This is a genomic window from Burkholderia sp. BCC1047 (assembly GCF_902833155.1).
GTDB classification, from domain to species: domain Bacteria; phylum Pseudomonadota; class Gammaproteobacteria; order Burkholderiales; family Burkholderiaceae; genus Burkholderia; species Burkholderia sola.
This window is the reverse complement of sequence record NZ_CADFEH010000001.1, coordinates 93590-108996: the sequence shown is the minus strand read 5'-3', so window position 1 is coordinate 108996 and position 15407 is coordinate 93590. Positions and strand designations below refer to the sequence as shown.

The window sequence follows — 15407 nt, the reverse complement described above, 5'->3', positions numbered from 1 at the left end:
TCCACACGCATTTGCGAGCCGCTTGACGCGCCGGCTGGCTCCTTGGGCCATCGCCATGCGCGGTCGCACCGATTCATCGAGTGCCCGCGCCCGTCTTTACGTGAAGGCGATGCGACGCGTCAGCGGCGCGAATCGGAACCTGCCCGCCGCTATCGGGCCACGACGCGGCCATGCTGACGCGGCCGCCACGGCGACGACCGGCAACTGGCCGCACCAGCCGCGCGGCGCGCCGCGAAACCTCCGCCGCGACGCAGGCCCGACTCGCGCCGGCCCATCGCGACGATGCGCGGCGCCCACGCATGCATGACCCGCCGCACGGCCGCCACGCGCGCCGCCAGCCGCGACGCCGGCGACACGCGCCGCGCGGCACGTGCAACCGGCCGCTTGCACAGGATCGCGCTGTCGTAGCGCTTGCCGGCAAAGCGCATCACGTCGACCACCTCGAAGCCCTGCGCGCCGTAGAACGCCAGCAGGTGCGAAGCCGGATGCGGCGTATCCAGCGCGAGCAACGCATAGCCGCGCAACGCGGCCCACTGTTCGGCGAACGACAGCAGCAACGCGCCGATCCCGCGGCTCTGGCAAGCCGGGTCCACCGCCACCTGGCGCACGCTCGCGACGCCTTCGCGCCGGTACAGCGAGCAAGCCGACGACGGATCGGTCGCATACAGCGTGGCCGTGCCGACAATACGTCCGCCGCACACCGCGACATAACACTCGCCCGCTTCCGCGCGACGGCGCGTGACGTCCTCGTCCTGATCGACGCACGTGCAGTTGAGCCCCATCGCACCGAGCCGCGCGAACGCACGATGCAGCATCGGCGTGAGTTGCGCATAGCTGTCGATTGCCGGATCGAAACGCCGGACGATCACCCGATCGGCGCACGCGGAAGGCGGCGCGGCAGGGGTGCGTTCGGCGATCGCGTTCCAGGGTATCGACATGGCCATGCTCCGTGGTGAAGATGCCCGAAGTCTAGGAGCGCGCCGGTCGCCGTCGCAAGAAAAAATGTCGTAAAAATCCGGGGTAACGCGGCTGGTGGAGATGGCGAGTACGGTGTGTTTCGAGGTTGTGCGGACGTCATGCGCGAACGCATCGAAGCACTGATCGTTGCTCGCGCAAGCAACGCACCAAGCGTTGAAATCGACGCCCGGCGCGCACGCGCGTTGACACGTACCGCCCCACGCTCCAGACTCGCTGCTCCGTCACCGCATCGCGAGCGCCCATGATCACCTGCTTCCTTCGCTACGTCGTCGATCCGTACAAACTCGTCGAATTCGAAACCTACGGGAAGATGTGGATTCCGCTCGTCGAGCAGTTCGGCGGCACGCATCATGGCTACTTCCTGCCGTCCGAAGGCGCGAACAACGTCGCGCTCGCGATGTTCTCGTTCCCGAGCCTCGCCGACTACGAGCGCTACCGCGAACGCTCGAAGGACGATCCGGCCTGCCAGGCCGCATTCCGCTACGCGGAGGAAACACGGTGCATCGTCAGCTACGAGCGCAGCTTCTTCCGGCCGGTGTTCGAGTAACGGACGAAACAGGTGCATCGCCGCGCATCGTGCCCCGTTTTCCGGCCGAGGACGAAAAAAAAGCCCCGCCAGCATCCGCGCGGCGGGGCCAACCCATGTCAGTAGAGACATCATGGAGGAGACGAGCCCATCTTATCGACCGCGGCGCACCGTCCCAACCAAGCATTTCTGCTATCGATCTGCGCGGCCGCGCACACGATTGCCTCGCCGCGCGGCATATCGATAGAACGAAAAGTCGTTTTCAGAGTGGCGGCGGGGTCGTTACCATCTGGTTTTAAGCCTGTGCTTAGCCGGGCAAGCCACTCCCAGGAGCGCCCCTTGACTGCATTCGATCAACACCGCCGCCCGTTCGTCGTCGGCATCGGCGGGACCACCCGGGCCGCATCGTCCACCGAACGCGCACTGTCGTTCGCGCTGCGCGGCGCGCAAGCCGCCGGCGCGCGCACGCGCCTGTTCGACGGCCCGTTCCTGCATACGCTGCCGCACTACGCACCCGAACACAAAACGCTGACCGACGCGCAACGCGAGCTGATCGACGCCGTGCGCGAGGCCGACGCGATCATCATCGCGACGCCCGGCTATCACGGCGGCGTGTCCGGCCTCGTGAAGAACGCGCTCGACACGCTCGAGGAACTGCGCGCGGACAGCCGCCCGTATCTCGACGGCCGCGCGGTCGGCCTGATCGTCACCGCGTACGGCTGGCAGGCGGCCGGCACCGTGCTGACGTCGCTGCGCTCGATCGTCCACGCACTGCGCGGCTGGCCGACACCGTTCGGCGCAACCGTCAACACGCTGGAAACGCGCTTCGAAAGCGCCGATAGCTGCTCGGATCCGAAGGTCGTCGCGCAACTCGAGACGGTCGGCGCGCAAGCCGCCGAATTCGCGCTCGCGTTCGCGTCGCATCGTGCGGCCTCGCATGCGGCCTCGGTCGATGCGCTCGCGCCCGTGCTGAAGGTCGCCAACCAGTAAGCTCCGCATTCCGCCGCGCCCCTTCGGTCGACACGGTTCGACGCAGGTGCGCGGCGCGTCTTCCGACGCGCGGCGATGTGCCGGGCGCGTCCGTCCCGCCTCTCGAACACATCGTTCCCGCGCACCGCCCCGATAACGATTCAGCCCGCCGCATGATTTGCATTGGCCGAAAGATTGGTTCACGCGGCCGGCAGGTTTTCGTACGCTGAAAGTCCGAACTTTTTACGCGCACGCCATGAACCGTACGATCCGCTACAAGGGCTACGAAGTCGCTCCCGCTGCCGCCCGGTTGCCGAACGGGCTGTTCGCCGCCAACCTGACGATCGAACGCGCGAGCGGCGGGCCGTCGCCGCGCTCCGTGTCGTTCGACGCCATCGACTTCTTCTTCGAGGAAGAGCACGCCCTCGCGTACGCATCGCGCTGGGGCCGCCTCTGGGTCGACACGAACGCGTGACCCGCGCGGGGCCGCGTGCACATGGCCGCCCCGAAAATACGCGACGACGGAAGCTGTGCCAGAATCTTTCGATCCGTAATCGCATAACAATAGCCATGACCGACACGCTGCAGGAAGAGCATGCAGCCGCAGATCACGCGATGCGCAACTGGACCTTCGAGAGGCAGGGTCCGGTCCGGATCGGTTCCGATGCGCACAAGCAGATGTTCTGTCGGATGCTGCTCGACACACACAATCCGTACAAGCCGGCGGTAATCGACTGGCCGGCGCTCCAGCCGGCCGAACTCAGGCGGCTCACGTCGCTGCCGATCTGGGACATCGCGGTGCAAACGGAAGGCCGCGCGTCGATTCGCGTCGCGACCTACGCCGCGACGGTCGACGATCCGCTGTTGCGCCGCGCGCTCGAGATGGACGGCGGCGAGGAAGCCCGCCACAAGGTCGTACTGTCGAAGCTCGTCGAGGCGTACGGTATCCGGCTCGCGCCCGAGCCGGCCTATCCGGCGCCCGCCGATCCCGAATGGTCGTGGATGATGACGGGCTTCAGCGAATGCATCGACAGCTTTTTCGCATTCGGCCTGTTCCGCTCCGCGCAGCGCTCCGGCTATTTCCCGCCCGAGCTCGTCGAGACCTTCGAGCCCGTGATCCAGGAAGAAGGCCGCCATATCCTGTTCTTCGTGAACTGGTACGCATGGTACTGGCGCACGATGCCATGGTGGCGCCGGCCGTGGTTCTTCGCACGCGTCGCGGCCGTGTGGGTGCAACTGATCCGCGACCGCATGAACATCGCGCGCGGCATCGACGCCGACGGCGCCGCGCGTGACGCGAATTTTCCGGCGACCGGCACCGCCGATATCGGCGATGCGCTGAACCCGCGCGAACTGATCGAGCTGTGTCTCGTGGAGAACGACCGGCGGATGGCCGGTTACGACAAGCGCCTGCTGCGCCCGATGTTCGTGCCGCGGATGGCGCGGCTCGCGCTGCGGTTTCTGAAGAAGTGAAGTCGGGCGCTTGCCGCGGGTCATGCGGCAAGCGCCCGGATCGGCCCCCGCCCGTGGTTCGAGTGTGGCGCGCCCGATACATTCGCTCCCTCCCCTCTTTTTCCTCGACACATCGAGCGCCAGCGGCACGGCAGACACATTGCCGCACGCCGGATCTGACATTTCAGACACCGCCGCGCTCCTCAACGCTCGGTCTTTGACGGCCTGTCGACACCACGCGATACACCCGCCGCGTGCGCACCCGCTCGACTTCCGGCATGCGCGCCGATTCCGCCTTAACGCGACGTCAACGTGATCGTCAATAGGACAAAACCGACAAATTGACGCGAATTGTTTCAGCTGCCGCGTCTGTAGCACTTTTTTACAACTTTCGCGGGCCCGGGCAGCCCGCAACGCCCGCCACTCGGGCCCCTGCGCCGCGCGAAATGCGCAGATCAGCACAAATCGATGTGCCCAACATCCGACAAATTCAATTACCAGATAACTAGTAAATACAAACACTAATTCAACCCAAACCAAAAGATTAACAAGTTAATAAAACATCAATGACATTATCCCCGGCCCCACCACCAAACATTACGAACATGAAAGAATTCGGTGGCGCGCAAACGTTTGCGATCTGTTTCGTCTTACTTTTACGTGAATCGATTGTGTAACCTATCGCACACAACCATCATAAGCCATTGATTTATATATAAAACTGTCGCCGTTCCAACAGTAACACGAGCCCTGCCCGACCCATCCTCATATCTTTGACATTCGTTCCTCCACAGCACGTCAAAACGTGATGCATTAACCATTCTTTAACTTTAAAAACACTTCATTTATCACTGTTTGTCAATCTCCAAAATCCGTCTCAAATAAACTCCGCCCATCAATTTTGAGATTCGCGCGAGCGCACGGAGCAATCCTCTAACAAAAGAGACCGGTGTGTGGCGTGCACATTTGGAGGTAGTAGGACATGAACCGCACATACCGCTCGATCTGGAACGAAGCGCTTGGCGCCTGGGTCGCTGCATCGGAACACGATTCGGCACGGGGCAAGCCGAACAAGTCGGCCGTCGTGGTCGCCGCCGTCGCGGCGCTGGCGCTCAGCCTGCCCGGATTGGCCGAAGCCAATACGCTCAACACCCAGCAAACCTGCTTCACGGGAAGCAACGGCGCGGTCGGCCGCGTCAACCCGGGCGGTACGCAAAACCAGGCCGGCGACGGCTCCGGAACGTATTCGGTCGTAGCCGGGTGTAACTCCAACGGCAACGGCTGGACCGGTGTCACGGTATACGGGGCGTTCGCACAGGCGACCGGCAACGGCGCCGTCGCCACCGGCATGCAATCGTCGGCCGGCCTCTGGGGCGTCGCGGCCGGCCTCGAAACCACCGCGAGCGGTGCCGGCGCAACCGCACTCGGGTTCGGCTCGACGGCGAACGCACTGAACTCCGTCGCGATCGGCGGCGCGGGCGGCAACGGAACGACGCCGCTGTCGCAGGCAAACTCAACCATCGCATCGGGCGCGGGCGCAGTCGCCATCGGCAGCAACGCAACGAAGGGCGCGCAGTCCGCCGCGTCGGACGGCATCGCGATCGGCGGGCAGTCGTCCGTCGCATCGACCGCCACGTCGGGTATCGCGGTCGGCCGCGGCGCGACCGTCAACGGTGCGTACGGCATCGCCCAAGGCGACGGCGCGGTTGCGGGTGTCGCGGGGAACACCTCGATAACGAATAACGTCGCAGTCGGGGCTGCAGCATCTTCGACAGGCGCCAATGCAATTGCACTGGGTGCGGGCGCCAAGGCATCCGGGGCCAACAGCATGGCAACCGGCTTCAACGCAAGCGCCACCGGGCCCACGAGTTACGCGTCCGGCTTTGCTGCGGTTGCGTCGAACACGGATGCAACGGCTATCGGCAATCAAGCCACTGCAAGTGGCGCACAAGACACCGCCATCGGTGTGACGGCCGTTGCGTCGGGGGGGAACGGGGTCGCGTTCGGCAACAAAGCGGCCGCGACGGCCGCGAATGCAACCGCCGTTGGTGCGACGGCTACCGCGTCGGCCGGACAAGCATCGGCATTTGGCCTCGGCGCGAGTGCAAGCGGCACGAACGCAACGGCGCTGGGTATCGGAACTGTCGCGTCGAATTTCGCTACGCTGGCTGCCGGCAATCAGTCGACCGCCGCGGGGTCCGCCGCTGTGGCACTGGGAAGTACTTCAACAGCGGGGGCGAATTCGTCGGTTGCAATCGGCGACACCTCGAGCGTTTCGTCGACGGCCGGTTTGGGTTCGACGGCGATTGGTTACCGTTCGACTGTCAAGTCCGGGGTCGGCGCCGTTGCGATCGGCAGTCAACAGACCGCGAGCGGTAACGGCGCGGTGGCGATCGGCGATCCGAACATTGCGAACGGCACGGGCGCCGTGACGCTGGGTGCAAATAACATCGCCGCAGGCAATGCGGCGGGAACGACAGCCGCGAACGGTGCCGTGGCAATCGGCAACAGCAACAGTGCGATCGGCCAGGGCTCGGTTGCACTGGGCAATAGCAGTACGACCACGGCGGCCGGCGGCATCGCGATCGGCGATACCGCAGTATCCGGTGCGACGAATGCACTGGCATTCGGGGCTGGCGCCAATGCGAACGTGACGGGCTCGGTTGCGCTCGGCTCAGGTGCGACCACGACCGCCGCCGCCGGTACAGCGACGGGCGGCACCGGTGCCGTCAGCAGCACGACGATCGGAAGTCAGACGTTCGGTACCTATGCCGGCGCGAATTCGGCCGCTGGTGTTGTGAGTGTGGGCGCCGCCGGTTCCGAGCGCCGCATCCAAAATGTGGCGGCCGGCTTGATCAGTGCAAGCAGCACGGACGCAATCAACGGCAGCCAGCTTTACGCGGTGGCCAGCACCACGACGTCGAGCATCGTCAGCTTGTCGACTTCCACGTCGACGGGCCTGTCGTCGGCGAATAGCTCGATCACTTCGCTGTCGACGTCGGCTTCGACCGGCATCAACTCGTTGTCCACCGGCCTCAGCTCGGCTAACAGCTCGGTCACGTCGCTTTCGTCTTCCACGTCGACGGGTCTGTCGTCGGCAAATAGCTCCATCACTTCGCTGTCGACCTCAACCTCGACCGGCATCAACTCGCTCTCCACCGGCCTCAGCTCGGCAAACAGTTCGGTCACGTCGCTTTCGTCTTCCACGTCGACGGGCCTCTCGTCGGCCAACAGCTCGATCACTTCGCTGTCGACCTCGACCTCGACTGGCATCAACTCGCTGTCCACCGGCCTCAGCTCGGCAAACAGTTCGGTCACGTCGCTTTCGTCTTCCACGTCGACGGGCCTCTCGTCGGCCAACAGCTCGATCACTTCGCTTTCGACCTCGACCTCGACTGGCATCAACTCGCTGTCCACCGGCCTCAGCTCGGCTAACAGCTCGGTTACGTCGCTGTCGACCTCAACGTCGACGGGCCTCTCGTCGGCCAACAGCTCGATCACTTCGCTTTCGACCTCGACCTCGACTGGCATCAACTCGCTGTCCACCGGCCTCAGCTCGGCTAACAGCTCGGTTACGTCGCTGTCGACCTCAACGTCGACGGGCCTCTCGTCGGCCAACAGCTCGATCACTTCGCTGTCGACCTCAACCTCGACCGGCATCAATTCGCTGTCCACCGGCCTCAGCTCGGCTAACAGCTCGGTTACGTCGCTGTCGACCTCAACGTCGACGGGCCTCTCGTCGGCCAACAGCTCGATCACTTCGCTGTCGACCTCAACCTCGACCGGCATCAACTCGCTGTCCACCGGCCTCAGCTCGGCAAATAGCTCGGTCACGTCGCTTTCGTCGTCCACGTCGACGGGGCTCTCGTCGGCGAACAGCTCGATCACTTCGCTGTCGACCTCGACTTCGACTGGCATCAACTCGCTGTCCACCGGCCTCAGCTCGGCTAACAGCTCGGTCACGTCGCTTTCGTCGTCCACGTCGACGGGCCTCTCGTCGGCTAATAGCTCGATCACTTCGTTGTCGACGTCGACTTCGACTGGCATCAACTCGCTGTCCACGGGCCTCAGCTCGGTCTCGACGAAGACAGACAACCTGGGTAACAGCACCGCGTCCGCACTTGGCGGTGGTTCGACGTACGACCCGACGACGGGCACGGTCTCGGCTCCGGCGTACACCACGTACAACGCGAACGGCACGACGTCGACGGCCAACAGCGTGGGCTCGGCGATCAACAACATCAACAGTCAGGGCATCAAGTACTTCCACGCGAACTCGACCGGCGCCGACAGCACCGCGACGGGCACCGACGCCGTCGCCATCGGCACCGGCGCCGTCGCGGGCACGAACAACTCCGTCGCGCTCGGCGCGAACTCGGTGACTGCCCCGGCCAGCCCGACGAGCAGCGCGACCGTCAACGGCGTAACGTTCGGCGGATTCGCTGGCGCCACGCCGGTCGGCACCGTCAGCGTCGGCGACTTCAACAAAGAACGGCAGATCACCAACGTCGCCGCCGGCCAAGTAACCGAGACCAGTACGGACGCGATCAACGGCAGCCAGCTTTATTCCGTCGCCCAACAAGTCGGTACCGCGACCAGCGCCATTTCGTCGCTGTCGACGTCGACTTCGACGGGTCTGTCGTCGGCGAATAGCTCGATCACCTCGCTGTCGACCTCGACCTCGACGGGTATCAATTCGCTGTCGACGGGACTCAGCTCGACCAATAGCTCGGTGACGTCGCTGTCGACTTCCACGTCGACCGGCTTGTCGTCGGCTAACAGCTCGATCGCCTCGCTGTCCACGTCGACCTCGACCGGCCTGTCGTCGGCCAATAGCTCGATCACCTCGCTCTCGACCTCGACTTCGACAGGTCTTTCGTCGGCTAATAGTTCGATCACTTCGCTGTCGACATCGACCTCGACGGGCATCAATTCGCTGTCGACGGGACTCAGCTCGACCAATAGCTCGGTCACGTCGCTGTCGACCTCCACGTCGACGGGCTTGTCGTCAGCCAATAGCTCGATCACGTCGCTCTCGACTTCGACCTCGACGGGCCTCTCGTCGGCGAATAGCTCGATTACGTCGCTCTCGACCTCGACTTCGACCGGCCTCTCGTCGGCTAACAGCTCGATCACGTCGCTGTCGACTTCGACTTCGACGGGTCTGTCGTCCGCCAGCAGCTCGATCACCTCACTGTCGACATCGACCTCGACGGGCATCAATTCGCTGTCGACGGGCCTCAGCTCGACCAATAGCTCGGTGACGTCGCTGTCGACCTCCACGTCCACCGGCTTGTCGTCGGCTAACAGCTCGATCACGTCCCTGTCCACGTCGACCTCGACCGGCCTGTCGTCGGCCAATAGCTCGATCACGTCGCTCTCGACCTCGACTTCGACGGGTCTTTCGTCGGCTAACAGTTCGATCACCTCGCTGTCGACCTCTACGTCGACCGGCTTGTCATCGGCTAGCAGCTCGATCGCCTCGCTGTCCACGTCGACCTCGACCGGCCTGTCGTCGGCCAATAGCTCGATCACGTCGCTCTCGACCTCGACCTCGACCGGCCTCTCGTCGGCTAACAGCTCCATCACGTCGCTCTCGACTTCGACTTCGACGGGTCTGTCGTCCGCCAACAGCTCGATCACCTCACTGTCGACTTCGACCTCGACCGGCATCAACTCGCTGTCGACCGGCCTCAGCTCGACCAACAGCTCGGTGACGTCGCTGTCGACCTCCACGTCGACCGGATTGTCGTCGGCTAACAGCTCGATCACGTCGCTGTCCACGTCGACCTCGACCGGTATCAACTCATTGTCGACCGGCCTCAGCTCGACCGATAGCTCGGTGACGTCGCTGTCGACTTCCACGTCCACCGGCTTGTCGTCGGCTAACAGCTCGATCACGTCGCTGTCCACTTCGACTTCGACCGGTATCAACTCATTGTCGACCGGCCTCAGCTCGACCGATAGCTCGGTGACGTCGCTGTCCACTTCTACGTCAACCGGCTTGTCGTCGGCCAACAGCTCTATCACGTCGCTCTCGACTTCGACCTCGACTGGCCTGTCGTCGGCCAACAGCTCCATCACGTCGCTCTCGACCTCGACCTCGACGGGCCTGTCGTCGGCGAATAGCTCGATCACGTCGCTCTCGACCTCGACCTCGACGGGGCTGTCGTCGGCGAATAGCTCGATCACCTCGCTGTCGACCTCGACCTCGACGGGTATCAATTCGCTGTCGACGGGCCTCAGCTCGACCAATAGCTCGGTGACGTCGCTGTCGACCTCCACGTCGACCGGCCTGTCGTCGGCTAACAGCTCGATCTCGTCGCTGTCCACTTCGACTTCGACAGGTCTGTCGTCCGCGAACAGCTCGATCACGTCGCTCTCGACCTCGACCTCGACAGGTCTCTCGTCGGCGAATAGCTCGATCACGTCGCTCTCCACCTCGACTTCGACCGGCCTCTCGTCGGCTAACAGCTCTATCACGTCGCTCTCGACTTCGACCTCGACTGGCCTGTCGTCGGCCAACAGCTCCATCACGTCGCTCTCGACTTCGACCTCGACTGGCCTGTCGTCGGCCAACAGCTCCATCACGTCGCTCTCGACCTCGACCTCGACGGGTATCAGTTCGCTGTCGACGGGCCTCAGCTCGACCGATAGCTCGGTGACGTCGTTGTCGACCTCCACGTCGACCGGCCTGTCGTCGGCGAACAGCTCGATCTCGTCGCTGTCCACTTCGACCTCGACCGGCCTGTCGTCGGCCAACAGCTCCATCACGTCGCTGTCCACCTCGACTTCGACGGGCCTCTCGTCGGCCAATAGCTCGATCACGTCGCTCTCGACTTCGACTTCGACGGGTCTGTCTTCGGCTAACAGCTCGATCGATTCCCTGTCGACTTCGACCTCGACGGGTCTGTCGTCGGCCAACAGCTCCATCACCTCGCTGTCGACCTCGACCTCGACGGGTATCAATTCGCTGTCGACGGGCCTCAGCTCGACCGATAGCTCGCTGACGTCGTTGTCGACCTCCACGTCGACCGGCCTGTCGTCGGCGAATAGCTCCATCACGTCGCTGTCGACTTCGACCTCGACGGGCCTGTCGTCGGCCAACAGCTCCATCACGTCGCTGTCCACCTCGACTTCGACGGGCCTCTCGTCAGCCAATAGCTCGATCACGTCGCTGTCGACTTCGACTTCGACGGGTCTGTCTTCGGCTAACAGCTCGATCGATTCCCTGTCGACTTCGACCTCGACGGGTCTGTCGTCGGCGAATAGCTCGATCAGCTCCCTGTCGACTTCGACTTCGACCGGCCTCTCCTCGGCGACCAGCTCGATCACGTCCCTGTCGACCTCGACTTCGACCGGCATCAGCTCGCTGTCCACCGGCCTGAGCAGCACGGACAGCACGATCCTGTCGCTGTCCACGTCGACCTCGACCGGCATCGGCTCGCTGTCCACCGGCTTGAGCAGCACGAACAGCTCGGTGGCGTCGCTGTCCACGTCCACCTCGACCGCGATCAACGCCGCGAAGACGCACTACTACAGCGTCAACGACAACGGCGTGCAGCAAGCCAACTACGACAACACGGGCGCCACCGGCACCAACGCCCTCGCCGCCGGCGTGAACGCCAGCGCGGCGGGCGCCAGCAGCGTCGCGGTCGGCGACGGTTCGAACGCGCAGACGGCGGGCGCGGTCGCGATCGGCCAGAGCGCATCGGCAACGGGCGGCAAGGCGGTATCGATCGGCTCCGGCAACACGGCGTCCGGCGACGGCGCGGTCGCGATCGGCGATCCGAACGTGGCGACGGGCACCGGCGCGGTGGCGATGGGTGCCAACAACACGGCAACCGGCGACGGCGCGGTGTCCCTCGGCAACCAGAACACGGCAACCGGCGCCAGCGCGCTCGCCCTCGGCAGCGCGAACCAGGCCACCGCGGACAACACGATCGCGCTGGGCAGCCAGGCCACGGCCAGCGCCACCGGCGCCCAGGCCTACGGCTCGGCCGCCAAGGCCACGGCCGCCGACGCCCTCGCCTTCGGCACGAACGCGCAAGCGAACGTCGCGAACTCGATCGCACTCGGCGCGAACTCGGTCACGGCCGCGGCGGTCGGCACCTCGAGCGCCACGATCGGTGGCGTCACCTACCCGTTCGCGGGCGGCTCGCCGGTCGGCGTGGTGAGCGTCGGCGCACCGGGCCAGGAACGCCAGATCACGAACGTCGCCGCGGGCCGGATCTCGGCCACGAGCACGGACGCGATCAACGGCAGCCAGCTGAACGCGACGAACAACGCGCTCAACACGCTGTCGACGTCCACCGCGTCGAACGTCGCGTCGCTGTCCACCGGCATCAATTCGCTGTCGACCGGCCTGAGCACGACGAACAGCAACGTAGCGTCGCTGTCCACGTCCACGTCGACCGCGATCAACTCGCTGTCGACGGGGCTCAGTTCCACGAACAGCAACCTGACGTCGCTGTCCACGTCCACGTCGACCGGCATCGGTTCGCTGTCCACCGGCCTGAGTTCGACCAACAGCACGGTGGCCTCGCTGTCGACCGGCGTGACGAACCTCGGCGATCAAGTGAGCCAGCTGTCGACGACGATCAACAACAACACGGCGCGTACGGCGAACAACAACGGCGTCGCCGCCGACCTGAACGGCAAGGGCAACGACCTTCCGGTCGTCACGGCCGGTTCGAACTCCGTGGCAATCGGCGCGGCGTCGAACGACGGCGGTCGCTCGAACGTGGTGTCGGTCGGCAACGACCAGCAGCAGCGCCAGATCACGAACGTCGCGCCGGGTACGCAGGGCACCGACGCGGTGAACGTGAACCAGTTGACGCAAGTGCAGACGACGCTGTCGACGGCACTGTCGGGCCAGCAGGCGCAGATCAACTCGCTGGGTTCGCAACTGCAGCAGACCGACCAGATGGCGAAGCAGGGTATCGCGGCCGTCGGCGCGATGGCGTCGATCCCGCAGCTCGATCGCGACGCCAACTTCGGGATGGGCGTGGGCACGTCGACCTTCCTCGGCCAGAAGGCGATGGCGGTCAGCATGCAGGCGCGTATCACGGAGAACCTGAAGGCGTCGGTCAACGGCGGCTTCAGCGGCGGTCAGAAGGTGATCGGCGCCGGCATGCTGTATCAGTGGAAGTAACGCGTCGCGCCGCCCGGGCGTCCGGCTCGCCAGCCGGATGCCCGCGGCGCCGACGGCAGGACGAGCCCGCTGCGCGCCGCGCGGCGGGCCTCGGTCAACCCAAGCTTTAAGGACGTCACCGTGAACAAACTCGCTTTTGCGCTCGCGCTTTCCGCAACGGTCCTCGCCGCGTGCTCGACCGCATCCGGCCCGACCTTCAGCGCCTCCGAACTGCAGCCGCGCGACGGCGTGCGCACCTTCCAGGTGGACTGCCACGGCCTGCTGTCGGGCCCGCAAACCTGCATGAAGGCTGCTCGCAAGATCTGCGGCGACGAGCCCGTGCGCGCCGTCGACTCGGCCCGCGCGCTGCGCGACAACTCCGATCCGGCCACGCTGGTGTTCCAGTGCGGCGCCGCGCCGGTCGAGGCGGCCTCGGCCGCCACACCCGCACCCGCCGCCGCCGCCGTCATCGAACGCGTGAACCTGTCGGGCGACGCGCTGTTCGCGACCGATCGCGCGACGCTCGCGCCGACCGCGCGCGAATCGCTGGACCGGCTGCTGAGCGAGCGCGCCGACCGCACGTACTCGCTGGTGACGGTCACCGGCTTCACCGACTCGGTGGGCAGCGACGACTACAACCTCGCGCTGTCGAAGCGCCGCGCCGAATCGGTCGCTGCCTATCTGAAGGCGCATGGACTGAAGACCGATTCGATGACGGTCTCGGGCCGCGGCAAGGCCGATCCGGTCGCCTCGAACGCGACGCCGGAAGGCCGCGCCAGCAACCGTCGCGTCGAAATCCGGCTGCAGCACTGAGCCGCCCGCGGCCGCCCATGCGGCCGCGCGATCCGGCAGGCCGCACGCGCCACGCCGGAATTCCGCCGGACCACCGGGCACCGCAACGCCTGCGCCCGCTCCCGTTGGCCGTCGGCTATGTCAAAGTTCGTCACGCGCTGCCAAAACCGGCGGTTTCCATGCCACAATCGCCGCAAACAGTCGCCGGGGCAGCCCGCCCGACGCGCGCCGTGCCAGGCGTGCCCGACGACACGCCGGAATCCGGCCGCCGCCTTCGCGAATCTCGTCGACCGATTCGCGCACCGCGGCGCACCGGCGCGAATCCAACCATGACAATCCACGGCGCGCCGCTGCCGGCCAGACGCTCGACGCGATGCCGGACGCACGACGCCGCAGAGGAAACAACCGGTGACGGACATCAATGAAGCCGCCGCGGGCGGCACCCGCAAGCAACGGCCGGCGGTCGGCATCTCGCTGTTCGCGCGCGACGGCCAGGCGATCTGGGAAAACGGCATTCACCAGAACATCGCGTTCCTCGCGATGATGCTCAAGCGCTCGGATCGCGTCGGCCCCGTCTATTTCCTGAACGGCGGCGACGCCAACGCGCTGCCGGCCGGCCTCGAACTCGACGGCCTCGACATCCCGCTCGTGAAACCCGCCGACGTCACGCACGAACTCGACGTCGTGATCGAAATGGGCGCGCAGTTGCCCGTCGAATGGCTCCGGCACATGAAGGCGCTCGGCAAGAAGACCGCTGCGTTCTTCTGCGGGCACGTGTATGCGGGGCTGGGCGAAACGCCGATCTTCGGGAAACCGTCGGGGCACGTGTTCAACGGCGCGCCGTTCGACGAAGTGTGGCTGCTGCCGCAATACGACAAGACCGCCGCGCCGATGCTGCGGACGATCCTGCGCGCGCCCGTCCACCTGATGCCGCACATCTGGTCGCCGTACTTCCTCGAGCGCCGCGTGGCCGCGCTCGCCGACGAAGGCGCGACGTTCGGCTATCGGCCCGGCCAGCGGCCATGGAAGCTCGCGATGCTCGAGCCGAACATCTCGGTCGCGAAGTCCTGCCACTACCCGATGCTCGCTTGCGACGAGCTCTACCGCGCGCGGCCTGATGCGGTGCAACACATGTTCGTGGTCAACTCGATGCACATGAAAGAACATCCGACCTTCGTGCACTTCGCGAACAGCCTCGATCTCGTGCGCCAGCACAAGGCGACGTTCGAGCCGCGCATCGACCTGCCGGGCTTCATGGCGCGCCACGCGGATGCGGTCGTGTCGCACCACTGGGAAAACGGGCAGAACTATCTGTATTACGACGTGCTGTACGGAGGCTATCCGCTGATCCACAACTCGACGCTGATCGGCGACGCCGGCTATTACTACCCGGACTTCGACTCGGCCGCCGGCGGTCGCGCGCTGCTCGAAGCGTGGCTGCATCACGACGAACGCCTCGACGACTACCGTGCGAAGGCCGACCGGCTGCTGCACTCGGTCTCGATCGACAACCCCGCGAACCTCGACGCGTTCGTCTCGCGTCTGGTCGCCTGAACC

General features: G+C 65.3%; 8 protein-coding genes. 7 read left to right on the top strand and 1 reads right to left on the bottom strand.

What is annotated here, in order from left to right; translation table 11 throughout:
- Nucleotides 1-149: 149 nt before the first annotated feature.
- A complete protein-coding gene (locus tag HWX55_RS00420; protein ID WP_175973089.1) occupies nt 150-938 on the bottom strand; it encodes a GNAT family N-acetyltransferase in 789 nt (262 codons plus the stop codon).
- Nucleotides 939-1219: 281 nt separating this feature from the next.
- Between HWX55_RS00420 and HWX55_RS00415 the strand changes: the two genes are divergently transcribed.
- The 7 genes from HWX55_RS00415 (at nt 1220) to HWX55_RS00385 (ending at nt 15404) form a co-directional block, all read left to right on the top strand.
- Complete coding sequence (locus HWX55_RS00415) at nt 1220-1525, top strand: NIPSNAP family protein (RefSeq protein WP_175973086.1); 306 nt, start codon at nt 1220-1222, stop codon at nt 1523-1525.
- Nucleotides 1526-1843: 318 nt separating this feature from the next.
- On the top strand, nt 1844-2494 hold the full coding sequence (locus HWX55_RS00410; RefSeq protein ID WP_050012212.1) for an NAD(P)H-dependent oxidoreductase: 651 nt from the start codon (nt 1844-1846) through the stop codon (nt 2492-2494).
- Between the two features lie 235 nt (nt 2495-2729).
- Nucleotides 2730-2948, top strand: coding sequence for a hypothetical protein (locus HWX55_RS00405; protein ID WP_006480563.1), 219 nt, complete (start codon nt 2730-2732; stop codon nt 2946-2948).
- Between the two features lie 95 nt (nt 2949-3043).
- Nucleotides 3044-3946 (top strand): hypothetical protein, encoded by a 903-nt coding sequence (locus HWX55_RS00400; protein WP_050012211.1) that lies wholly within the window; start codon nt 3044-3046, stop codon nt 3944-3946.
- 961 nt (nt 3947-4907) lie between these two features.
- The gene (locus HWX55_RS00395) at nt 4908-13079 is read left to right on the top strand and encodes an ESPR-type extended signal peptide-containing protein (RefSeq protein WP_175973533.1); all 8172 of its coding nucleotides are present in this window, start codon (nt 4908-4910) and stop codon (nt 13077-13079) included.
- A gap of 120 nt (nt 13080-13199) precedes the next feature.
- Nucleotides 13200-13871: an OmpA family protein gene (locus HWX55_RS00390; protein ID WP_175973084.1), complete on the top strand. Its 672-nt coding sequence runs from the start codon at nt 13200-13202 to the stop codon at nt 13869-13871.
- Between the two features lie 387 nt (nt 13872-14258).
- On the top strand, nt 14259-15404 hold the full coding sequence (locus HWX55_RS00385) for a DUF2827 domain-containing protein (RefSeq protein ID WP_124680890.1): 1146 nt from the start codon (nt 14259-14261) through the stop codon (nt 15402-15404).
- Nucleotides 15405-15407: the final 3 nt, after the last annotated feature.

Bases quoted from the DNA above. Each gene is read 5' to 3' on its own strand.
- HWX55_RS00420 (WP_175973089.1), bottom strand. From the start codon at position 938: ATGTCGATACCCTGGAACGCGATCGCCGAACGCACCCCTGCCGCGCCG.
- HWX55_RS00415 (WP_175973086.1), top strand. From the start codon at position 1,220: ATGATCACCTGCTTCCTTCGCTACGTCGTCGATCCGTACAAACTCGTC.
- HWX55_RS00405 (WP_006480563.1), top strand. From the start codon at position 2,730: ATGAACCGTACGATCCGCTACAAGGGCTACGAAGTCGCTCCCGCTGCC.
- HWX55_RS00400 (WP_050012211.1), top strand. From the start codon at position 3,044: ATGACCGACACGCTGCAGGAAGAGCATGCAGCCGCAGATCACGCGATG.
- HWX55_RS00395 (WP_175973533.1), top strand. From the start codon at position 4,908: ATGAACCGCACATACCGCTCGATCTGGAACGAAGCGCTTGGCGCCTGG.